Below are 22,549 nucleotides of genomic sequence, written 5' to 3'. Positions count from 1 at the left end.
CCGGAACGAAAATGGCTCTGACACCCGATTTCGACAGCTTTGCCCGCGCCTACGAGGCCGGACAGAACCAAGTCGTTTATACCCGTCTGGCCGCGGATCTGGACACACCGGTTTCGCTGATGCTCAAGCTGACGGGCGCCCAGAAGGACGCCTTCGTCCTTGAATCGGTGACCGGAGGCGAAGTTCGCGGGCGGTATTCGATCATCGGGATGAAGCCGGATCTGATCTGGCGCTGTCGGGGCGAAACCTCGGAATTGAACCGTTCGGCGCGGTTTGATGCGGATGCGTTCGACGCGCAAGATGGCAACCCGATGGACAACCTGCGCGCGCTGCTCGCCGAAAGCGGCATCGACCTGCCCGATGACCTGCCCCAGGCTGCGGCCGGCCTGTTCGGTTATCTGGGATACGACATGGTGCGCCTTGTCGAACACCTGCCGGATGTGAACCCCGATCCTCTGGGGCTGCCGGATGCGATACTGCTGCGCCCGTCGGTGGTTGCGGTCTTGGACGGTGTGAAAGGCGAAGTCACCATTGTGTCTCCGGCCTGGGCCAGCGACGGGCAGTCAGCCAAGGCCGCCTACGCACAAGCGGCCGAGCGTGTGATGGACGCGGTGCGCGACCTGGAACGCGCGATGCCCTCGGAATCGCGGGATTTGGGCGAAGCGCACGAGATCGCGCCGCCGGTATCCAACTTCACCAAATCGGGCTACATGGAAGCCGTAGAAAAGGCCAAGGAGTACATCCAGGCTGGTGACATCTTCCAGGTGGTTCCGGCACAACGCTGGACGCAGGATTTCCCGCTGCCGCCCTTTGCACTGTATCGTTCCTTGCGCCGCACGAATCCGTCGCCGTTCATGTTCTATTTCAACTTCGGTGGCTTTCAGGTGATCGGCGCCAGCCCCGAGATACTTGTACGCGTGTTCGGCAACGAAGTGACCATCCGGCCGATCGCCGGAACACGTCCCCGTGGTGCGACCCCCGAAGAGGACAAGGCCAACGAGCTGGATTTGCTGGCCGACAAAAAGGAACTGGCCGAGCACCTCATGCTGCTGGACCTGGGCCGCAACGACACAGGTCGCGTGTCCAAAATCGGCACCGTCCGCCCGACCGAGGAATTCATCATCGAGCGCTACAGCCACGTGATGCACATCGTGTCGAACGTTGTGGGCGAGTTGGCCGACGACAAGGATGCCCTGGACGCCTTCTTTGCCGGGATGCCTGCGGGCACGGTTTCGGGTGCACCGAAGGTCCGGGCGATGCAGATCATCGACGAGTTGGAACCCGAAAAGCGCGGTGTCTACGGCGGCGGTGTCGGCTATTTCAGCGCCGGTGGCGACATGGACATGTGCATTGCGCTGCGTACAGCCATCGTGAAGGACCAGAAACTTTATATCCAGGCCGGCGGTGGTGTCGTCTATGACAGCGACCCCGAGGCCGAATATATGGAAACCGTGCACAAATCGAATGCGATCAGACGGGCCGCCGCGGATGCGGCGCGGTTCACCGGATCCGGGAATTCATAAAAAAGGCGGCCAAACTGGCCGCCTTTTCTTCTTTTTCTACGCTGATTACTGGATCTGGCTTTTCATCACCGCCGAGATCGGGGCCAGGGCAACTCGGTTGCCGCGATCCTCAAGCCCCCAGAGCAACAACGCCGAAATTGTCTCGGGCCGCAATCGGCCCAGCATCACAACCGCGCCTTCCTGCCCGGCACGAAAAGCGGCCTGGTCCAGAAACCGGCGCATGACCGTTGGATCCTGACGCGCACCGTCGATGTCGCGGAACACCACACTGGATGGAATACCGGCCCGCGCGGCCAGCTTTTGAACGGTATTCAGCCCGTTGTCCTGCACGACCAGCCCACGGCCCGTTCCTGCCGCGATGGCAGCCACCTGATCGGCCAACTTTCGGTTGCCTTGTATCCCGGTGTTCACGCCCTCAAGCAGGCCAACGGTTTCAGGCAAGGTTTCAAGCCAGACCGCCAGCGAAACTTCGGCATCCTGCGCGCTGGCCGCCTTTGGCAGGTCGGTCAAGGCCAGAACCTCGAACCCAGCCTCGCGATAGCGCTTCATCTTCTCCGCCGCTTGCGGATCCGAAGGGCTGACCGCAAAGCTCAGTGGATACGGAAAATCCTTCAGCGCCTCAGCCCCGAACGCACCTTCGTCATCGATCAGGATGATCGACATCAGCGGTTTGGCATCCGGGTTGTCAAAGGCAGCCGCATAAGCATCGATCGGCTTGCCGGGCATGCCCTCACCCTCTGCCGGCTGATCGGCCGGGGCATCATCGCGTTCGGTCAGCGGGATCACGCGTTTGCCGGCAATCGAGGATGAGGCCGTTGCCTGTTCGCCGCCGATCTGGGGCAAGGCCGCGATCCGGGCCCGTTTGCGAGGCTGCGTGTCTTCGTCCCCCTCGACCGCGATCGGGCTGTCGCCGGTTCCGGTCGGTTGATCCGGCTCAGGCGTCGACGGCAGCACAGCTGTTTCCGGCTCGGGGGTCGCTTCGGGTTCCGCATTTGCCGTGGTCTCTGGTTCGGCGGTCTCGGGCTCGACGGCCGTGACCTCTTGCGCCGGTGGCTGCGGTGCGGTCGGCGGCGTCGCGTCCACAGTGACAGGCTGGACCTCTTCGTCCGGGCTGGACGGAACCGGTCCGGGCGCCGGGGGCGCGGCTGGCGCGTCGGTCGTCACATCGACCGACGCGGCATCTCCTGCACCCGGGTGGTTCAGGCCTGCTACGGTGTCACCAACCTGCGGACGATCATCCGGCTCGGCCTGAATGCCATCCAGCCCAGTGGCCCCATCCGACGTATCGTCCAGCGCCTCAAGCGCTCGTGGTGCGATTTCGACAAGATCGGAATCCGGACCAGCGCCCTGCACCTCAGTATCCGCCTTGGGCAGATCGGCTTCCGCCGCGGCTGGCGCCGCTGTCTGAATATCCGGTTTGCTGCCAAGTGGCGTGTTCAGGGAAAGCACTGCGCCCAGAACCAACACAACGACCGCGCCGGCGATCATTCCACCGATAAATCCGCCCATCTGTTCTTGCCTCTCGTCTTTCATCCTGCCTCGGCAGCCCGTGCACCGTCTCTGCGGCACTCACCCGTCCGGTCGCCTTGTAGAGGTTGTCCCCTTGACGCTGCCGCACAAGCCTGAGCATGTATGTCCCAACACTATACCGTGGCGCGGGGCTGTATCGCCAGTCCGAATTGCCCAAACACAAGACAAGTGCCAAATGCTGCTGCTGATCGACAACTACGACTCGTTTACCTACAACCTTGTCCACTATTTGGGCGAATTGGGCGCGGAAATGGTCGTGCGCCGCAATGATGCGCTGGATGTGCAGGAAGCTATGGCCATGAACCCTTCCGGCATCTTGCTGAGCCCCGGCCCTTGTGATCCGAACCAGGCCGGGATCTGCCTCGCGCTGACCGAGGCTGCCGCGGAAACGCGCACGCCTTTGATGGGCGTATGTCTGGGTCACCAGACCATTGGTCAGGCCTTTGGCGGCAAGGTCGTACGGTGCCACGAAATCGTGCACGGCAAAATGGGAACCATGCATCACACTGGCAAAGGCCTGTTCGCCGGCCTGCCGTCACCGTTTGAGGCGACCCGCTACCATTCACTGGTCGTCGATCGGGATACCCTGCCCGATTGCCTCGAAATCTCGGCAGAGTTGGAAGACGGCACCATCATGGGCCTGCAACACAAAGAGCTGCCGATCCATGGTGTTCAATTCCACCCGGAATCGATCGCCTCGGAACACGGCCACGCTCTGCTGAAGAATTTCCTGAACGAAATGAAAGTCCCCGCATGAGTGACGCGCTGAAACCGTTGATCGGAGCTGCGGCCGATCGCGCCCTGACCCGTGCCGAAGCCGAACAGGCCTTTGAGATCCTGTTTGAGGGCCGCGCCACGCCCAGCCAGATCGGCGGTCTGTTGATGGCCATGCGGACGCGCGGCGAAACGGTCGAGGAATATGCCGCCGCCGCCGCCGTGATGCGCGCGAAATGCAACGCGGTCAAAGCGCCATCTGGCGCGATCGACATCGTGGGGACCGGCGGCGACGGGAAAGGCACGCTCAATATCTCGACCGCAACGGCCTTTGTCGTGGCTGGCGCGGGCGTGACCGTGGCCAAGCATGGCAACCGGAATCTCAGCTCGAAATCCGGGGCCGCCGACGCATTGGGACAGATGGGAATCAACGTGATGGTCGGGTCGCAAGTTGTTGAAAAAGCTTTGCAGACCGTCGGCATCGGGTTCATGATGGCGCCCATGCATCACCCGGCCATCGCCCATGTAATGCCCACCCGGCAAGAGCTTGGCACCCGAACCATCTTCAACATCCTTGGCCCCCTGACCAACCCCGCCGGCGTCAAGCGGCAGCTGACCGGAGCCTTCAGCCGTGACCTGATCCGACCGATGGCCGAGACCCTTGGCCTGCTTGGGGCCGAGCACGCCTGGCTGGTACATGGCTCGGACGGGACCGACGAGTTGACGATTACTGGCATCAGCTGGGTCGCGTCGCTTGAGGACGGACGGGTGAAAGAGGTTGAACTGCATCCCGAAGATGCGGGCCTGCCGGTTCATCCGTTTGAAGATATTCTGGGCGGCACACCCGAGGAAAACGCCGTTGCGTTCCGCGCATTGCTGGATGGCGCGCCGTCGGCCTACCGGGATGCGGTCCTGCTGAACGCGGCCGCTGCCCTTGTGGTCGCCGAAGCTGCACCGGACCTGAAACAAGGCGTCGAAATGGCCGCCGAAAGCATCGACAGCGGCAAGGCGAAAGACAAGATTGCTGCTCTGGCACAACTCACACAGGAAGCCGCATGACCGAAACCGTTCTGGATAAGATCAAGGCCTACAAGCTGGAAGAAGTCGCCGCCGACAAAGCCCAAGTTCCCCTGGACGAGGTTGAGCAACAAGCCCGCGAAGCGTCTGAGACGCGCGGCTTTGTGGAGGCACTGCGCACGGCCAGTCGCCGCGGGTATGGTCTGATCGCCGAAATCAAGAAAGCAAGCCCGTCCAAGGGGTTGATCCGTGAGGATTTCGATCCGCCCGCGCTGGCAAAAGCCTATGAAGAAGGCGGCGCCGCCTGCCTTTCGGTTTTGACCGACACACCCAGCTTTCAAGGTTCCAAGGAATTCCTGACCGCGGCCCGGGCTGCATGCTCGCTTCCGGCACTGCGCAAGGACTTCATGTATGATCCCTATCAAGTGGTCGAAGCGCGTGCACTGGGCGCCGACTGTATCCTGATCATCATGGCATCGGTGGACGACCAGCAAGCCGCCGAACTGGAACAGACCGCGTTTGACTGGGACATGGATGTCCTGATCGAGGTACATGACGAGGCCGAGCTTGAGCGCGCGGCCGATCTCAAAAGCCCCCTCATCGGGATAAACAACCGCAATCTCAAGACGTTCGAAACTTCGCTTGATACCACTCGTCGCTTGTCCAAGCTGGTTCCCGCTGACCGCATGATCGTGTGCGAAAGCGGGCTGAACACCCCGGAAGACCTTGCGGATATCGCCCGCTATGGTGCCCGGTGTTTCCTGATCGGAGAAAGCCTCATGCGGCAGCAGGACGTCGCCGCCGCAACCCGTCACATCCTGTCGAACCCGCTGGTGCCGGGGGTCATGTGATGCCCCTGACGCATTTTGACAGCGACGGCCAGGCCCATATGGTCGATGTATCGGACAAGGACACGACAAACCGGGTCGCCGTTGCCGCGGGCCACGTGAAAATGGCTCAACAAACCTTTGAAATCATTTCCGAAGGCCGCGCGAAGAAGGGCGACGTTCTGGGGGTTGCCCGGTTGGCCGGGATCATGGGAGCAAAGAAGACACCGGACCTGATACCGTTGTGCCATCCCCTGCCTGTCACCAAGGTGTCGGTCGACCTGACATTGGACCCGGACCTGCCCGGCGTGCAGATCGAAGCGACGGTCAAGACCACCGGTCAGACTGGTGTCGAGATGGAGGCCCTGACAGCCGTGTCTACCGCGGCGCTGACCGTCTATGACATGGCCAAAGCCGTCGACAAGGCAATGGAAATCGGGGGGATCCGCGTTCTGCTGAAAGATGGCGGTAAGTCAGGTCGTTACGAGGCGAAATGATAACGGTTGAAGAAGCCCGACAGCTGCTGTTCGGCCTGGTCGCCACCATGCCCGAAGAGCAGGTTGCGCTTGCTGACGCGGCCGGCCGAGTGCTGATGCGGGATGTCAAAGCCGAGCGGGACCAACCCCCGTTTGCCGCCTCTTCAATGGATGGATATGCGCTGAAGTCGGCCGAGGTTGAACCCCACGCGATGTTCAAGGTCATCGGTGAGGCCGCCGCTGGTCAGCGTTTCACGGGTACGGTTGGCCCGGGTCAGGCGGTTCGGATCTTCACCGGGGCGCCTGTCCCCGAGGGGGCAGATTTCGTCGTCATCCAGGAAGACACCGACCTGCGCGGCGATCTGTTGACGATCACGGAAGATCCCGGCCAAAAAACCAACATCCGACCGGCAGGCGTGGACTTCACCATCGGCGATGTAGTTAGTGCGCCGCGAGTCCTCTCGCCCGAAGATCTTGCATTGCTGGCGGCGATGAATGTTCCAACTGTCTCCGTGGCCACCAAACCTCAGATCGCGCTGATCGCCACGGGAAACGAGCTGGTCATGCCGGGCGAAACTCCGGGACCTGACCAGATCATTGCCTCGAACTCGTTTGGCATCAAAGCGTTGCTCGAGAAGGCTGGCGCACATGTTCGCATGTTGCCAGTGGCACAAGACACACTGTCATCGCTGGAAACCGCGTTTGGCTTGGCCGAAGGCGCCGATCTGGTCGTGACAATTGGTGGAGCGTCGGTGGGTGACTACGACCTTGTGGCCGAAGCATCGCAACGGCTGGGGCTCGAACAATCCTTCTACAAGGTCCTGATGCGCCCCGGCAAGCCGCTGATGGCCGGGCGGCTGGGTGATGCGGCGATGATCGGGTTGCCCGGCAACCCAGTCAGCGCGATGGTTTGCGGATATCTCTTCCTGGTTCCCTTGGTCAAAAAAATGCTGGGCATCCAGACTGTTGATCCGATACTCCATCAGGCCATCCTGTCGAAGGCCCTGCCACCAAACGGCCCGCGCGAGCACTATATGCGCGCTCGATTGGAAAGCGATGGGATACGCGCCTTCGAGGATCAGGACAGTTCGCTGCTCAGCGTTCTGGCGCGGTCGAACGCCTTGCTGATGCGCCCTCCAAACGATCCCGCGCGGGCTGCGGGGGAAACGGTGTCCTACCTGCCGATTTAGGTTCAGCCGGCAAATCCATTGACACAAAACGTGAACATGCGTAGAACAAAAGAAAACGCATGGGAACGAGGTGTGAGCGATGCTGACCAAGAAGCAATTGGATTTGCTGGAATTCATCCACAAACGCGTTCAGGCGGACGGTGTTCCACCCAGCTTTGACGAAATGAAAACGGCGTTGGACCTGAGATCCAAATCCGGCATCCATCGGTTGATCACCGCGCTGGAAGAGCGTGGGTTCATTCGGCGTCTCGCCCACAGGGCGCGCGCGATCGAGATCGTGAAACTGCCTGAAAGCCTGGGGGGCGAGCCGACCGCCGGCTTCACGCCCCGCGTGATCGAAGGTGACAAGCCCAGCGTGCCCCGCCCCGCCAATGTCGAGCCTGTGTCGGTGGACGCTCTCGAACTTCCGGTGATGGGCAGAATTGCTGCCGGTGTTCCGATCGAGGCGATCAGCCACGTTTCCCATCATGTTGCGGTACCGGGCACGATGGTATCGGGCCGTGGCGAACACTATGCCCTTGAGGTGCGCGGAGATTCCATGATCGACGCCGGTATCAATGACGGGGACGTGGTCGTGATCCGCGAAACATCTTCGGCAGACAATGGCGACATTGTCGTGGCCTTGGTCGAAGACCAGGAAGCAACCCTCAAAAGGTTCTTCCGGCGCGGCCAGGCGATTGCGCTCGAGGCCGCCAACCCCGCTTACGAAACGCGGGTATTGCCCGAGGACAAGGTCAAGGTCCAAGGGCGTCTGGTCGGACTTATTCGGACTTACTGAAGCCGTCGGGCCGAGCCGGTGACCAAAGGCGCGGCCCCGTCGCATCAGCGCTGCTGAACAGCTTTCCTTGGCGGATCGCAAGGCTTCCGGTCTTTCGCAGTCGGTCTGGATCAAAAACGGCGCAGTCACCAGTCAGCTTGATCGGCACAGCAGAGACCACGAGTTCGCCCGGGTGGCAAACGGTGACCTGCTGGGCCGCGCGCTTGCCCGTGATGTGGACCAGCTGGAATTTCTCGAAAGGGTATCGCTGAACAAGATCTGGGGCCGATGGCCACCGGCCTGCAGCCTCCGGCTGGGTTGCTCCGTCTCCATCGTTTTCAAGCCAGACCGAAGCGACGAACCCAGCGCCTTTTTCCTTGCTCAACGCGCGGCCCCGCTCGGTCATCACCCCAACCAAACCACCTGAATCGGCGATCAGCACCTCGGGCCGCTGCCCTTGTCCCCAGAATACTGCGGCGAACGCCATCGGAAAAACTCCGACCCAGCGGCTGCGTCCCTGCCACAAAATGACCCACAGCGCACCCAAGGAAAACAGCGGCAGGACAAAACCGGGCGAGCTGGCAACAAAGCTCCGCGCACCATCCAGGCCGGACACCCAGTCCGAGACGGCCAGGATCCACGCCAGCCCGAAACCCATCACATGGATCGCCACGGCCTCGATCCCGAAAGGCGCGAGGATCGCTGCCAGAACTGCCGAGGGAACCACGACGGATCCCATAACCGGCACGGACAGGGTGTTGGCCAGCAAGCCGTAGTGCGAAACCATGTTGAAATGTGCCGCACCAATTGGGGCCGTCGCCAAACCAGCGACCGCCGAGGAGCACAGAAGCCCACCCACCGGGCGCAACCACTTGGGCACTCTTGGAACCTCGACGTCGCGAAGGGCACCGAAAACCGCGACCAGTGCTGTCGTGGCGGCAAAGGACATCTGAAAACCGGGGCTGAGCAATGATTCAGGGCGAAGAAACAGCACCAACAGCGCGGCAACCGCGACGGCCCGCAAGGATATGGCACGCCGATCGATCAAAACTGCCCCAAACAGAACCGATACCATCACGAAAGCGCGCTCGGTCGCGACATTGCCCCCAGAAAGCAACAGATAGAGCGTTGCAGCGATCAGCGCGCAGACCGCGGCAACCTTGCGGACCGGCCACCGCAACGCCAGTGCAGGCAAGGCCGCAAGCAGTACCCGGCAAGTCACAAAGACGAACCCCGTCAACAACCCCATATGCAGGCCTGAGATTGCAAGCAGATGGGCAAGGTTCGACGCACGCAATTTGTCCAAAGCGTCGGCGCTGATGCCGCTGCGATCCCCGGTCGAAACAGCGGCGGCAAAGCCGCCGACATCACCTGGCAGCACTTCTCGCACTCTGTCGGAAATGGCCATGCGCACCGCAACGACACGCACCCCGGCCTCAAAGCGGGCCGGAGCGGCGGTGACCACCGGCGTGCGCGCGTATCCGACCGCGCCCAAGCGCTGAAACCAGGCATGTCTGCGAAAATCAAAGCCGCCGGGCTCGACGGGACCTTGCGGCGGTGACAGATGGGCCGTCGTCATAACGCGTTGCCCTGGCACAATCGGTACATGGTCGCCATGCAACGAAAGTCGGATGCGCCGCGGGGCTTGGTCCGGCGGCACGTCCCCGATCCGCACCTGGTCCAGCGTAACCCGCAGCGCATCCGAAGCAGAGCGATCCAACGCCACGACCCTCCCCTCAACCGGGCCGTAATAGCGCCATTTCAAAACCGGCTCTGCAATCATGTGAGCGCGAGCACCCGCCAGGATGAACCCGACGGCGACCAGCGCCCCCCCTATTGCCAACGGAGCCCAGGCAGACGACATCCGGCGGCTGGCCCAAATGGCAAGCAGGACCAACCCGGACAGGCCCGAATAAATCCGCGCATCCGGCTCGAACCGGATTGCGAAATACAGGCCTATGCCGATGGCCAGACAAACCGGAGACCAAGGCAAAAGGTGCCCTCGCTGGTTTAGCAACGCACCTTCGACCCACGCCACAACACGCATGGTTGCCCCCGTCCTTGAGGCTCGTTAGACAGGCTCAACTCTACGCTCAACGCGGTTACCAAAAGGTTAATCACTACAATGTCCGATCAGGTCGTTACCCGATTTGCACCCTCGCCCACCGGCTATCTGCACATTGGCGGAGCCCGTACTGCGCTGTTCAATTGGCTTTACGCCCGCGGTCGAGGCGGAAAGTTCCTACTGCGGATCGAAGATACGGACCGCGAACGGTCAACGCCCGAAGCGACCGAGGCAATCCTCAAGGGCATGAGCTGGCTCGGGCTCGACCACGACGGAGATGTCATCAGCCAGTTCGAAGGCGCAGCTCGTCACGCCGAAGTCGCCCACCAGCTGCTGGCAGAAGGCAAAGCATACAAGTGCTTTGCAACCCAGGAAGAGATCGCGGCCTTTCGTGAACAGGCCCGGGCCGAAGGCAAGTCGACCTTGTTCCGCAGCCCGTGGCGCGACGCCGATCCCAGCACCCACCCCGATCGCCCTTTTGTTGTGCGGATCAAGGCTCCGCAGGACGGCACAACTGTCATCCGCGACAAGGTCCAGGGTGACGTGACCATCCGAAACGATCAGCTGGACGACATGGTCCTCCTGCGTTCGGACGGTACACCGGTCTATATGCTGGCGGTGGTCGTTGATGACCACGACATGGGTGTGACCCATGTCATTCGCGGCGACGACCACCTGAACAACGCGGCGCGGCAGATGATGATCTATGAAGCCATGGGCTGGAAGGTTCCGGTTTGGGCGCACATCCCGCTGATCCACGGCCCTGACGGCAAGAAACTCAGCAAGCGGCACGGCGCGTTGGGCGCGCAGGAGTATCAGGCCATGGGCTATCCTGCCGCCGGTATGCGAAACTACCTGGCGCGCCTGGGCTGGAGCCACGGGGACGACGAGTTTTTTACAGATGAACAGGCCAAGGAATGGTTCGACCTGGACGGAATCGGGAAAAGCCCGGCGCGGTTCGATCTGAAAAAGCTCGAGAACTTGTGCGGACAGCACATCGCCATATCCGATGATGCTGCATTGCGGCAAGAAATCGAAGAATATCTGGACGCCGCTGGCCTGCCTGCGCTGACAAGAACACAATCGGATGATTTGGAACGTGCGATGTATTGCCTCAAGGATCGGGCGCGTACATTTCCAGAACTCCTTGAAAAGGCGCATTTTGCACTGACCTCGCGGCCGATCCAGCGCGATGAGAAAGCAGAAAAGGCGCTGAGTTCTGTATCCGACGGTATACTGGATCAATTGACGCCGCAGCTGCAAAATGCTAGCTGGACGCGGAACGAACTGGAGGAGACCCTCAATTCGTTTGCCGAGGCAAACGGGTTGAAGTTCGGCAAGCTGGCTGGCCCCCTCAGGGCTGCGTTGGCGGGTCGGGCCGTCACACCTTCGGTTTTTGACATGATGCTCGTGCTGGGTCGGGATGAGGCCATTGCACGGATTTCTGATGCAGCGGCACAGTCCTGACTTCACATTCGGGTAATGCTGCTCCGCTACGACCTGACTCGCGCAGCCTTGCGCGATCACCGCCCGTTTTGTCGGTCAGCGAGCCGGCATTCGTATGATTGAGGAAGGGAAAACATGACCGAGAGCAACAAGACAGCGACTCTGACCGTCCACGGAAAAACCTATGAGTTGCCGGTTCATTCGCCAACGGCAGGACCCGATGTAGTCGACATCCGCAAGCTCTATGGTCAGGCGGGCGTGTTCACCTATGACCCCGGCTTTACCTCGACCGCCAGCTGCGACAGCACCATCACCTATATTGACGGTGAAAAAGGTGAGTTGCTGCACCGTGGCTATCCGATTGACCAACTGGCCGAGAAATCGCACTTCCTCGAAGTTTGCTTCCTGCTGCTGTACGGATATCTGCCCAAGGCCGACGAACTGGAACAGTTCGAATCCACCATCACCCACCACACGATGCTGCATGAGCAGATGCAGTATTTCTATCGCGGGTTCCGCCGAGACGCGCACCCGATGGCGATCATGGTGGGTGTCGTGGGCGCGATGTCTGCCTTCTACCATGACTCGACCGACATCTCGGATCCGCGCCAGCGCGAGATCGCGTCGCACCGCCTGATCGCCAAGATGCCCACCATCGCGGCCTGGGCCTACAAATACCATATCGGCCAGCCCTTCGTGTATCCGCGCAACGATCTGGACTATGCGTCGAACTTCCTGCGCATGTGTTTCGCGGTTCCGGCCGAGGATTACGAGGTGAACCCAATCCTCAGCCGCGCCATGGACCGGATTTTCACCCTGCACGCCGATCACGAACAGAACGCCTCGACTTCGACGGTGCGTCTGGCCTCGTCTTCGGGCGCAAACCCGTTCGCTTGTGTTGCAGCCGGTATCGCCTGCCTCTGGGGCCCTGCGCACGGCGGCGCCAACCAGGCCTGCCTGGAGATGCTGGAAGAGATCGGCAGCGTCGACCGCATTCCCGAGTTCATTGAACGTGCCAAGGACAAGAACGATCCGTTCCGCCTGATGGGCTTTGGCCACCGCGTGTACAAGAACTTTGACCCGCGCGCCAAAGTGATGAAGCAGTCGGCCGACGAGGTTCTGGACTTGCTGGGCATCGAGAACAACCCGAAACTGCAGGTCGCCAAGGCGCTTGAGAAACAGGCACTGGAAGATCCGTATTTCGTCGACAAGAAGCTGTTCCCGAACGTCGATTTCTACTCGGGCATCATCCTCGAGGCGATGGGTTTCCCGACCTCGATGTTCACCCCGATCTTCGCGCTGTCGCGCACCGTTGGCTGGGTCAGCCAGTGGAAAGAAATGATCGCCGATCCTCAGAACAAGATTGGCCGCCCGCGCCAGCTGTATCTGGGCGAAACTCTGCGCGACTACGTCGACATCGAAAACCGCTGAGACAGACAACAGGCCCCGCCATCGAGCGGGGTCTTTTCTTATTGGAACAGTGACAATTGATCCCCGGCCCGCGCAGGCCGGGCAAAGAGGTCGCAACGCAGTTTGGGAGTTGTGGTCGCCAAGCCAAGCCTCGCAATCGCAGACTTGAACCGCTTGGCGACCATTTCGGCGTAGACCCCCTCGCCGCGCATCCGATGCCCCCACCGCGGGTCGTAGTCCCTGCCCCCGTGCAATTCGCGCAACCGCGCCATGACCTTTTCGGCGCGACCGGGCTCGTGTTCGGTCAACCATTCCTGCCACAGTTGCGAGACTTCGCGGGGCAACCGTAGCATGATCCAACTGGCCGCATCCGCGCCCGCGTCACGGCCCGCCTCCAACAACGCTTCAAGCTCGTGATCGGTCAGTCCCGGTATGATCGGGGACGTCATGACGCGAACGGGTATCCCGGCCTCGTTCAACTTTCGGATCATGAGCAGCCGGCGTCTTGGTGCAGGGGCACGCGGTTCCATCCGCCGCGACAGGCTATCATCCAACGTGGTCAGCGAGATGCCGACCCGGACCAGCCCAAGGGCGGCCATCGGAGCTAGAATATCGATGTCTCGTTCGATCAAAGCGCCCTTGGTCACGATCGCAACCGGGTGGTTGAAATCTCTCAGAACATCCAGGCAGGCCCTTGTGATCGAACGTGTTTTTTCGATCGGCTGATACGGGTCCGTATTTGTACCCAGCGCAATCGGCGCCACCTTGTACCGCGCGGACGAAAGCTCGCGCGCAAGCACATCCGGCGCGTTCGGACGTGCGATCAGACGCGTTTCGAAATCCAACCCGGCAGAAAGACCGAGATATGCATGTGTGGGTCGGGCAAAGCAGTAGACGCAACCGTGTTCGCACCCGCGATACGGGTTGATCGACCGGTCAAATGGCAGATCCGGTGACTTGTTGTAGGTGATCAGAGACTTCGCGACCTCGTCCCGAACCGAGGTTCGCAATGGAGGCAGAGGCTCGGGATCCTCCCAGCCGTCATCGACCGCTTCGTGCGCATACGCCTCGTACCGACCAGCGTCGTTCGATATGGCACCTCGCCCGGAAATAGTGTGGCGCAACGGCATATTTGTTTCCTTTTTGTTCTCGATACTCCTAGCATCTGCGGGTTTCCGCGGCAAGTCCGCCATCACAGTTGCCCGCCTTGTTCCAGGCACAGAACCCATGAATACCGCTCAGAAAGATCATGTGAAATTTGGCGTCGAGCGCGGCAAGATTTTAACCTATAGGTCGGTCTCGGAGCCGCCGAGGTCGCAATCGTCACAGTCTAACTGCGGCGAAATGGCCAAAACGGGAAAAACAGCCACCAAGGGCACAAGGCCCGCCAGCTCAGGGAAATGACCCATGTCCGATGAAGAAGACATCGTCCTGTCGGAACTCAACGACGACGAACTCGTCGAACAGATGTTTGATGACCTCTACGATGGTCTGAAGGAAGAGATCGAAGAAGGCGTGAACATCCTGCTGGAACGTGGATGGGCACCGTATGACATTCTGACCAAGGCGCTGGTCGGCGGTATGACCATCGTCGGACAGGATTTCCGCGACGGCATCCTGTTCGTCCCCGAAGTTCTGCTGGCCGCCAACGCGATGAAGGGCGGCATGGCCATCCTCAAGCCTCTGCTGGCGGAAACCGGCGCTCCGCGCGTCGGCAAGATGGTGATCGGTACCGTAAAGGGCGACATCCACGACATCGGCAAGAACCTCGTCTCGATGATGATGGAAGGCGCCGGCTTCGAGGTTGTCGATATCGGCATCAACAATCCGGTCGAAAACTACCTGGAAGCGCTGGAAACCGAGCAGCCTGATATTCTGGGTATGTCGGCTCTGCTGACGACGACCATGCCGTATATGAAAGTGGTCATCGACACGTTGGTCGAACAGGGCAAGCGTGACGATTACATCGTGCTGGTCGGCGGCGCCCCACTGAACGAAGAGTTCGGCAAGGCAATCGGCGCTGACGCCTATTGCCGGGACGCGGCGGTTGCGGTCGAAACCGCCAAGGAATTCGTCTCGCGCAAGCACAACCAACTGGCGGGTTGATCCTGAACGCCTTGTTTTGACAAAGCCGCCTGTCCGGGCGGCTTTTTCATTTCCGGGCCGTGGCATCACAACGAGATTGAAACTCGGGTGCCGAGTGTGTGATCCCAAAGGCCGCGAACTTGCATCCGGGGCTTTTTCGCAGTCATTTGACATTGGAACCTTGCGGAGGCGACACATGCCGCAGAACGACATACCTGACGACAAACGCCTGACGGAACAGGGGTTTGACGAGATGGATGCACGGCAAAGCATCCTGTTGATCGCCTGCGGTGCGTTGGCGCGCGAGATTCTGGACCTGAAGACACGCAACGGCTGGGACCACCTTGCACTGACGTGCCTGCCTGCCATCCTGCATGTCTATCCCGAACGGATCACTCAGGCCGTCGAGGATGCCGTCGCCAAGCATCGCGACCAGTATGACCGGATTTTTGTCGTCTATGCCGATTGCGGGACCGGCGGACTGTTGGAGCAGGCTTGTAAACGGCTGGGTGTCGAAATGGTGCGGGGGCCGCACTGTTATTCCTTCTTCGAAGGAAACGACAAATTCGCCGAACGCGGCGACGATGAGACTACGGCCTTTTACCTGACTGACTTTCTGGCCAGACAATTTGATGCGTTCGTCTGGAAGCCGCTGGGGCTGGATCGGCACCCGGAACTGCGCGACATGTATTTCGGAAATTACACCAAGCTGATCTACCAGGCGCAGACAGATGACCCCGAACTGACCCGTCGGGCACAGGAATGCGCGGATCGGATGGGGCTGGAGTTCGAACGCCGTTTCACCGGATATGGCGATCTCCAGACCACGCTGACAGACTGGGCCGACGCACGCCCCAAATCTTCCTGATTGGCCCCCGAGTGGTGAAACTGTCTCAGGCGTTTTCGCGCGCTACGTCTCGGATTCGGTCGATCATCGCACGCACACCGTTCGACCGCTGGGCCGACAGATGTTCATTCAATTCCAATCGGGCAAGCTCGGCCGCGGCGTCGACCTTCTCCACTTCGGCAACGGGCAAACCGTTGTAAAGCGAGCGCAATACAGCAATCAGACCACGCACGATCAGCGCATCGCTGTCGCCGTCAAACCGAAAAACACCATCTTCGATCACCGGATGAAGCCAGACCTGACTAGCGCAGCCATGGACTTTGGTTGCCGGCACCTTCAAGGCGTCATCCAGCGGCTCCATCGCCTTGCCCTGCTCGATCACGTGGCGGTACCGGTCCTCCCAGTCCTCAAGGAACTCGAAATCCTCGACAATCTCCTCAAAGGCAGGCGTGGCCATGAACGTGGGTCCTCTGGTTGCGGTTCTGGTTCTGACCTAAGTCGCCCGATGTCCGGTGTCCACCCCTATGGGCGGCTTTTCAAACGACCCAAAGTAGGCTACCCAGTGCGAGTAATACCTTGCAAAGCTTTGGGTCCATGCAAAAAACTGTTTCCGTCCTTCTCGTCACCCTGTTGACCCTGTCCGCCTGCAGCAGCTGGCGCGACTCCCGGGCAAACCCGTCGAACTGGTTCGGGAACAGCACCCCTGCCCCGGTCGAGACATCGGCCAGCGACGCAGACGCGCTGGTACCGAAGCAAAGCTCGGGCCGGGGACTGTTCGCGCGCCCTGATCCTGAAGACACCAGCGTACCGATCACCACCATCACAGAGCTGCGGATCGAGCCGAACGCCTCGGGTGCCATTGTGGTCGCGCAAGGCACCGCCTTCCGCCAAGGCGCCTATGACGCAAAGCTCACCTTTGTCGAATCCGAGGAAAACCGGAAGAACGGCGTTATGGAGTTTGTTTTCCGCGTGAACTACCCGACCTATGCCACTGCGCAGGGGCCCGAACGTACGCGTGAAGTGACCGATGCAGTCAATGTCAGCCTTCAGGACCTTGAAGGCATTCGTCTGATCCGCGTGGTCGGTCAGCAGAACGCCCTGGAATCGCGTCGGCGCTGAAATCAATCTTACAGGGGGACGACCTGAACAGTTTTCCCCTTCGCTGCCAAGGCAATCTCGCCTCTGCAAAGTTTGAGCGCGTCCTCGCCAAAGACCTCGAACCGCCAGCCGGACATCGCAGCAACGTCACGGTCCCCAGCCGCGATCTGATCCAGCTCCGAGCTGGTCGCGATGAGCTTGGCCGCGACCCCTGCGGTTTCCGTCTTTGACTTCAGCAAAACTCGCAGCAGGTCAGCCAGCGCAGGGTTCACCTTGATCTTGTCCCGGCTGTTGTCCACTTTGGGAAGATCCTCTGGCGGGCAATTCACACCTGCCTGCACGGCGGCCAGAATCCCGTCGGCGATGGCACCTTTGCGCGCTTCGCGCAGCAGCAAACGCGAGCCGCCCAGATCAGCATGCGTGCGTGGTTTGGTCGACGCCAGTTCGACCAGCGCATCATCCTTGAATACACGGCTGCGCGGCACGTTGTTTTGTTGGGCATATTCCTCACGGAACCGGGCAAGCTCCCGCACCACCGCAAGGAACTTGGCCGAGTTGGTCCGGGTCTTGACCCGCCGCCATGCCTCTTCGGGGCGGATGTCATAGGTTGCGGGATCGGTCAGAACGCGCAACTCCTCCGCTACCCAATGGCTGCGTTTGGACTTTTCCAGCTCGGCGGCCAGATGTTCATAGATTTTGCGCAGATGCGTCACATCCGCCAGCGCATAGGTCTGCTGCGCCTCACTCAGCGGGCGCCGCGACCAATCGGTAAACCGCGAGGTCTTGTCCAGACCCTGTTTGCAGATCTTGCGAACCAGCGTTTCATAGCCAACCTGTTCCCCGAAACCGCAAACCATCGCAGCGACCTGCGTATCGAAAAGCGGTCTGGGGAAAATGCCGGCTTCTACCCAGAAAATCTCAAGGTCCTGGCGGGCGGCATGGAACACTTTGACGACGTTTTCGTTTTGGAACAATTCGTAAAGCGGCTCCAGCGACAACCCGTCTGCCAGCGGATCGACCAATACCGCGCTGTCCTCGTCTTCAGAGGGCACAGCCAACTGCACCAGACATAGCTTGGAGTAGTAGGTCCGCTCGCGCAGGAATTCGGTGTCGACGGTCACATAGGGGTGTTGGGCGGCAGCCTTGCAGAAGTCAGCCAACTCTCGCGTGGTTTTGAGGGTCTTCATGCGCTTGCTATTCTTGCTCTTGCTCTGGTCATTGCCCGTTGGTTTCTTCTGCCCCGAGCGCTTGGCCAGACCATAGGCCGAATTGGCCGCTCATGTAAATCTCTGGCGCAAGATCAGGGGAGTAACACCGGTGCGCGATCGCCACGGGCAAAGCGCTCCAGAACCGCCGGATACAGCTTGTGTTCCCAGGCCAGCACCTTCCGAGCAAGCGAATCCGGGGTGTCGCCGGGTTCGACCGGAACTCGGGCTTGCCCCAGGATCGGCCCGTCATCCAACGCCGCGGTGACCTCGTGGACGGTGCAGCCGTGTTCGGCATCCCCGGCGGCGATGGCTCGGGCGTGGGTGTTGAGCCCTTTGTACTTGGGCAGCAGCGAGGGGTGGATATTCAGCATCCGCCCCTGAAAGCGGGACACGAAATCGCCAGTCAGCACGCGCATGAACCCCGCCAGGCAGACGATGTCTGGCTGCGCCTCGAGCAGCGGCTTGCACAGCTCGGCCTCAAATGCGGCGCGGTCACCACCGAACGGTCGGTGATCGACCACGGCTGTGGCAATCCCGCGATCCGCCGCCTTGGCCAAGCCGCCAGCATCTGCATTGTTCGACAGAACCAGACAGGGGAGCGCCGGATGGTCACCGGTCATGCTGTCGACCAGCGACACCATGTTCGACCCGCCCCCGGAAATCAGGATGGCGACGCGCTTGTGGCTCACAGCAGCTTGCCTGCGTAGCTGACGCCCGCCCCTTCGGTGACCGACCCGATGCGCGCGACGCTCTCGCCGGCATCCGACAGCAGGGCGGCCAAGTCATCGGCGCGGTCGGCGGCACAGACGACGATCATGCCGATTCCGCAGTTGAAAGTCTTGAGCATTTCCGACTCGGCGATGCCTCCGGTTTCCGCCATCCAGCGGAACACCGGCGGCAGATCCCAGGCGGTCAGGTCGATTTGCGCACCCAGATCGTCGGGCAGCACGCGCGGCAGGTTCTCGGTCAGCCCGCCGCCGGTGATATGCGCCAGCGCATGAACGCCACCGGCCCGGATCGCGGCCAAGGCGGGTTTGACGTAAAGCCGCGTGGGCGTCAGCAGCGCCTCTCCCAAAGGCCCGTCACAAAACGGTGAATCCGCATCCCATCCCAGACCCGAGATCTGAACCAACTTGCGCACTAGCGAATAACCGTTGGAATGCACCCCGTCCGAGGCCAGCCCCAGCAGAACATTCCCGGCCTGCACACCGGCGGGCAGATCGCTGCCGCGCTCCATCGCGCCGACGGCAAACCCGGCCAAGTCAAAATCGCCATCGGGGTACATCCCCGGCATTTCGGCGGTCTCACCCCCGATCAAGGCACATCCCGAGCGGACACAGCCCTCGGCGATGCCCTCGATGATCCGCGCTGCGGTGTCGGTGTCCAGCTTGCCAGTTGCGAAATAGTCCAGGAAGAACAGCGGCTCTGCCCCCTGGCAGATCAGGTCGTTCACGCACATGGCCACCAGATCGATGCCCACGCCATCGACCACGCCGGTGTCGATCGCGATCCGCAGCTTGGTGCCGACGCCATCGGTTGCGCCCACCAGGATCGGGTCGGAATACCCTGCCCCTTTCAGGTCGAACAGCGCGCCGAACCCGCCAAGGCCGCTCATGACGCCGGGGCGGTTCGTACGCTTGGCGGCGGGCTTGATCCGGTCAACCAGGGCATTGCCCGCATCGATGTCCACACCCGCATCTGCATAGGTGATGCCGTTCTTGCCCGCTGTCATGGCCGTTCCCTCATGAATGCTTTCAGCGCGGGTTAGTCGATTGTGCGCCGCGTTGCAACGGTCAGGCTTGACGCGGCTGTTCTGCGTGGTACCCAAGCGCTCAGGCGGGCCTGTAGCTCAATTGGTTAGAGCAGAGCGCTCATAACGCTTTGGTTGGGGGTTCGAGTCCCTCCGGGCCTACCAAATACGGCCGAAATCACCGCCCAATGATGATATCTGCGCACAAACCGCCCAAGCGTTCGCTTTGGCCCAGGCGCAAAACACCGCCGTGGACACGAGCGATATCTGCAACGATCGCAAGCCCGAGGCCCACCCCGCTGCCCTGATTCTGGTTCCGCGACGGGTCCAACCGGCTGAACGGTTTCACCGCCTCGGTCCGCTGCTCGGGCGGGATACCGGGACCATCATCCTCGACCCGAATGCGCAGCGATTTGTCGGTCAGGGTCATGCTGACCATCGCGTGCGACCCGTAGCGCACCGCGTTGCCGATCAGGTTTTCCACGGCGCGGCGGATCGCAGTCGGACGCAGCATCACAGCACCCTGCCCTTCGGGCGGCAGCAACTCGACACTTTGTCCGGCCCGTTGCGCATCATCCACGATCGAGCGCAAAAGCTCATCCGGACGAATCTCGACCTGCTCTCCCTCAGACGCGCCGCGCGAGAAATCAAGGAAGGCATCCAGGAGTGACTGCATCTCGTTCACGTCCTGAAGCAGCGGCTTGGCATCGTCCTCGGGCAGCATCGACAGGCCAAGCTTGAGCCGGGTCAGAGGCGTTCGCAGGTCATGGCTGACACCCGACAGCATCAAGGTCCGCTGCTCGATCTGCCGCTCGATCCGGGCACGCATGTCAAGAAACGCGCTACCGGCGGCCCGCACCTCGACGGCCCCTCCGGGGGTGAACGGCACGACCCGACCCCGTCCAAAAGCCTGCGCCGCAACGGCCAGCCGAGTGATCGGCCGCAACTGATTGCGCATGTACAAGAACGAAATCGAGGTCATGATCACCGCAAAGAACAGCATCGTAACGATCAACTGGTGCGGAGCGACCGTCGACAGTCGCCGGCGATCGAAGCCAAGCTCCAACACACCCAGATGGGTGTTCAAGAACAAAGTCGCGACCTGACTGTCCGGCAACGATACCGCCACGAGGTTTGGCAGCAGCTCTTGAAGATCAGCGTCGATCTGCGGCGCGATGAAATCATACCAGCGCCGCGGTTCAATCTTAGGCGTTTCGTTGATCCCCAGGAAACGGGCCTGCATGTCCAGCACCCTCAGATCCCGGCGCACCGCGGCCAGCGCCTGCTGTTGGGTTTCGGCACCCTGAATATCTTCCAGAACCAGCCGCACTTCGCGCGACGCCGCGCGGGTCATCTGACCGGTCACATCCTCGAGGTGTTCACGCACAAATGCCACCGACACCACCAACAGAACCACGATCACCGGCAACACCAGAATCAGGGCCGCCCGGGCATACAAGCTGCGGGGCAAATAGGGTTTGAGCCAGCGCGAGGACATGCGCTAAACCTAGCGGGCTGCCCCGCCAAGAGAAAGAGGCCAAGATGCTGCCAGCAGACGATTTCAACCCGAAACCGGGGATCCCTGTCGCCCTGCAGCCGGGCCTCAGGCTCTTGCTGGCCCCGAACCCGTCGCCGATGACCTATCTGGGGACAAATACATACCTCCTGGGCACCAGCGACCTTGCCGTAATCGACCCCGGACCGTTGAGCGACTGTCACATGCAAGCCATTCTGGATGCGCTGCAGCCCGGGCAAAAGATCAGCCATATCGTGGTCACCCACAGCCACTTGGACCATTCGCCGCTGGCTGCTCCGCTGTCAGAACGGACAGGTGCCCCGATCTACGCCTTTGGCGGACCACAGGCAGGGCGCAGCGCGATCATGTCCCAACTGGCCGAGCAAGGCCTCGCCGGCGGCGGCGAGGGAATCGACACGGAATTCCGCCCGGACATCGAGTTGGCGGACGGCGACTGGATCGAGGGGGACGGATGGGGCCTTGAGGTTATTCACACGCCGGGTCATCTGGGCAATCACATCGCGCTGGCCTGGGGAGACGTGTGTTTCACCGCCGATCACGTAATGGGTTGGGCCAGTTCACTGGTTTCGCCTCCGGATGGCGATCTGACGGACTTCATGAAAGCCTGCCACCGGCTACGCGCCCGCGACTGGTCCGTCTTCCATGCCGGGCACGGCGCGCCGATCACAGACCCCTCGGGAAGGCTTGACTGGTTGATCCGCCATCGGCTGGAACGCGAGGCACAAATCCTCGACGCGCTGACCGAGCGCCCGGGCACAGCCCGGGATCTGGCCCAGCGGATCTATGTCGAAACACCGCCTGCCCTGCTTCCAGCGGCCGAGCGCAACGTGTTTGCCCATCTGGTGGATCTGACCGGAAAAGACCGCGTCGCCCCCCAAGGCGCCCTGTCGGTGCAGAGCAGTTTTCACCGCATCGCCTGAACGCGCAAAAAATTCGACCTGGGTGCTTTTCCCCTCTGGACGCCGAAAAACCGGATTGCTATACGCGCCTCAGTTCCGGCGTAGCTCAGCGGTAGAGCAGTTGACTGTTAATCAATTGGTCGTAGGTTCGATCCCTACCGCCGGAGCCA

At 61.2% G+C, this 22,549-nt stretch carries 21 protein-coding genes and 2 tRNA genes; 15 read left to right on the top strand and 8 right to left on the bottom strand.

Annotated features, from left to right (window positions below):
• The first annotated feature begins 11 nt into the window (after positions 1–11).
• Entirely contained in the window at positions 12–1,523 is a 1,512-nt protein-coding gene (trpE, locus tag AC2FNL_RS09120; protein WP_496833237.1) for an anthranilate synthase component I, read from the top strand.
• A gap of 45 nt (positions 1,524–1,568) precedes the next feature.
• On the opposite strand, the gene AC2FNL_RS09115 is transcribed toward trpE, so the two are convergent.
• A complete protein-coding gene (locus tag AC2FNL_RS09115; protein WP_093962177.1) occupies positions 1,569–3,032 on the bottom strand; it encodes a divergent polysaccharide deacetylase family protein in 1,464 nt (487 codons plus the stop codon).
• 196 nt (positions 3,033–3,228) lie between these two features.
• Between AC2FNL_RS09115 and AC2FNL_RS09110 the strand changes: the two genes are divergently transcribed.
• The 6 genes from AC2FNL_RS09110 (at position 3,229) to lexA (ending at position 8,055) form a co-directional block, all read left to right on the top strand.
• Complete coding sequence (locus AC2FNL_RS09110) at positions 3,229–3,810, top strand: anthranilate synthase component II (protein WP_093962178.1); 582 nt, start codon at positions 3,229–3,231, stop codon at positions 3,808–3,810.
• Positions 3,807–4,826: an anthranilate phosphoribosyltransferase gene (gene trpD, locus AC2FNL_RS09105; RefSeq protein WP_093962179.1), complete on the top strand. Its 1,020-nt coding sequence runs from the start codon at positions 3,807–3,809 to the stop codon at positions 4,824–4,826. The genes AC2FNL_RS09110 and trpD overlap by 4 nt, the downstream gene beginning before the upstream one ends.
• Positions 4,823–5,635 carry an indole-3-glycerol phosphate synthase TrpC gene (gene trpC / locus AC2FNL_RS09100; protein WP_170439112.1) on the top strand — a complete coding sequence of 271 codons (813 nt, stop codon included), beginning with the start codon at positions 4,823–4,825 and terminating at the stop codon, positions 5,633–5,635. Before trpD ends, trpC begins: the two co-directional genes overlap by 4 nt.
• A complete protein-coding gene (gene moaC, locus AC2FNL_RS09095) occupies positions 5,635–6,108 on the top strand; it encodes a cyclic pyranopterin monophosphate synthase MoaC (protein WP_093962181.1) in 474 nt (157 codons plus the stop codon). The genes trpC and moaC overlap by 1 nt, the downstream gene beginning before the upstream one ends.
• Complete coding sequence (locus AC2FNL_RS09090; protein ID WP_496833235.1) at positions 6,105–7,277, top strand: molybdopterin molybdotransferase MoeA; 1,173 nt, start codon at positions 6,105–6,107, stop codon at positions 7,275–7,277. The genes moaC and AC2FNL_RS09090 overlap by 4 nt, the downstream gene beginning before the upstream one ends.
• 79 nt (positions 7,278–7,356) lie before the next feature.
• The gene (gene lexA, locus AC2FNL_RS09085) at positions 7,357–8,055 is read left to right on the top strand and encodes a transcriptional repressor LexA (RefSeq protein WP_093962183.1); all 699 of its coding nucleotides are present in this window, start codon (positions 7,357–7,359) and stop codon (positions 8,053–8,055) included.
• Here the strand turns inward: lexA and AC2FNL_RS09080 are convergent.
• A complete protein-coding gene (locus tag AC2FNL_RS09080; protein WP_496833233.1) occupies positions 8,039–10,081 on the bottom strand; it encodes a ComEC/Rec2 family competence protein in 2,043 nt (680 codons plus the stop codon). The genes lexA and AC2FNL_RS09080 overlap by 17 nt on opposite strands.
• Positions 10,082–10,159: 78 nt before the next feature.
• On the opposite strand from AC2FNL_RS09080, the gene gltX reads away from it, so the two are divergent.
• Together gltX and gltA are read left to right on the top strand one after the other, a co-directional pair.
• Complete coding sequence (gene gltX, locus AC2FNL_RS09075) at positions 10,160–11,566, top strand: glutamate--tRNA ligase (protein ID WP_496833232.1); 1,407 nt, start codon at positions 10,160–10,162, stop codon at positions 11,564–11,566.
• 114 nt (positions 11,567–11,680) lie between these two features.
• On the top strand, positions 11,681–12,976 hold the full coding sequence (gene gltA, locus AC2FNL_RS09070) for a citrate synthase (RefSeq protein WP_093962186.1): 1,296 nt from the start codon (positions 11,681–11,683) through the stop codon (positions 12,974–12,976).
• Positions 12,977–13,014: 38 nt separating this feature from the next.
• On the opposite strand, the gene AC2FNL_RS09065 is transcribed toward gltA, so the two are convergent.
• Positions 13,015–14,085 carry a PA0069 family radical SAM protein gene (locus tag AC2FNL_RS09065; RefSeq protein WP_496833231.1) on the bottom strand — a complete coding sequence of 357 codons (1,071 nt, stop codon included), beginning with the start codon at positions 14,083–14,085 and terminating at the stop codon, positions 13,015–13,017.
• Between the two features lie 277 nt (positions 14,086–14,362).
• Between AC2FNL_RS09065 and AC2FNL_RS09060 the strand changes: the two genes are divergently transcribed.
• Together AC2FNL_RS09060 and AC2FNL_RS09055 are read left to right on the top strand one after the other, a co-directional pair.
• Positions 14,363–15,061, top strand: a complete 699-nt coding sequence (locus AC2FNL_RS09060; protein WP_093962188.1) for a corrinoid protein — start codon at positions 14,363–14,365, stop codon at positions 15,059–15,061.
• Positions 15,062–15,236: 175 nt separating this feature from the next.
• Positions 15,237–15,908 (top strand): DUF1638 domain-containing protein, encoded by a 672-nt coding sequence (locus AC2FNL_RS09055; RefSeq protein ID WP_496833230.1) that lies wholly within the window; start codon positions 15,237–15,239, stop codon positions 15,906–15,908.
• Positions 15,909–15,933: 25 nt separating this feature from the next.
• On the opposite strand, the gene AC2FNL_RS09050 is transcribed toward AC2FNL_RS09055, so the two are convergent.
• Positions 15,934–16,344: a SufE family protein gene (locus tag AC2FNL_RS09050; RefSeq protein WP_170338435.1), complete on the bottom strand. Its 411-nt coding sequence runs from the start codon at positions 16,342–16,344 to the stop codon at positions 15,934–15,936.
• A gap of 137 nt (positions 16,345–16,481) precedes the next feature.
• Between AC2FNL_RS09050 and AC2FNL_RS09045 the strand changes: the two genes are divergently transcribed.
• A complete protein-coding gene (locus tag AC2FNL_RS09045) occupies positions 16,482–17,006 on the top strand; it encodes a hypothetical protein (RefSeq protein WP_496833229.1) in 525 nt (174 codons plus the stop codon).
• A gap of 8 nt (positions 17,007–17,014) precedes the next feature.
• Here AC2FNL_RS09045 and rnd read toward each other — a convergent pair whose 3' ends face one another.
• The 3 genes from rnd to purM all read right to left on the bottom strand — a co-directional run bounded on the left by rnd (position 17,015) and on the right by purM (position 19,925).
• Positions 17,015–18,172, bottom strand: coding sequence for a ribonuclease D (gene rnd, locus AC2FNL_RS09040; RefSeq protein ID WP_496833228.1), 1,158 nt, complete (start codon positions 18,170–18,172; stop codon positions 17,015–17,017).
• A 113-nt stretch (positions 18,173–18,285) separates the two neighbouring features.
• On the bottom strand, positions 18,286–18,882 hold the full coding sequence (gene purN, locus AC2FNL_RS09035) for a phosphoribosylglycinamide formyltransferase (protein ID WP_170586837.1): 597 nt from the start codon (positions 18,880–18,882) through the stop codon (positions 18,286–18,288).
• The gene (gene purM / locus AC2FNL_RS09030; protein WP_170586839.1) at positions 18,879–19,925 is read right to left on the bottom strand and encodes a phosphoribosylformylglycinamidine cyclo-ligase; all 1,047 of its coding nucleotides are present in this window, start codon (positions 19,923–19,925) and stop codon (positions 18,879–18,881) included. The genes purN and purM overlap by 4 nt, the downstream gene beginning before the upstream one ends.
• A gap of 106 nt (positions 19,926–20,031) precedes the next feature.
• Between purM and AC2FNL_RS09025 the strand changes: the two genes are divergently transcribed.
• Positions 20,032–20,108: transfer RNA gene (locus AC2FNL_RS09025), tRNA-Ile, on the top strand.
• A 13-nt stretch (positions 20,109–20,121) separates the two neighbouring features.
• Here AC2FNL_RS09025 and AC2FNL_RS09020 read toward each other — a convergent pair.
• Positions 20,122–21,441, bottom strand: a complete 1,320-nt coding sequence (locus tag AC2FNL_RS09020) for an ATP-binding protein (protein WP_496833226.1) — start codon at positions 21,439–21,441, stop codon at positions 20,122–20,124.
• A 44-nt stretch (positions 21,442–21,485) separates the two neighbouring features.
• Between AC2FNL_RS09020 and AC2FNL_RS09015 the strand changes: the two genes are divergently transcribed.
• Positions 21,486–22,400 (top strand): MBL fold metallo-hydrolase, encoded by a 915-nt coding sequence (locus AC2FNL_RS09015; RefSeq protein WP_496833224.1) that lies wholly within the window; start codon positions 21,486–21,488, stop codon positions 22,398–22,400.
• 74 nt (positions 22,401–22,474) lie between these two features.
• Positions 22,475–22,549, top strand: a tRNA-Asn gene (locus AC2FNL_RS09010).

It is taken from the genome of Ruegeria sp. CRTD044 (genome assembly GCF_059613485.1).
This window is presented reverse-complemented; position numbering and strand designations above follow the sequence as displayed.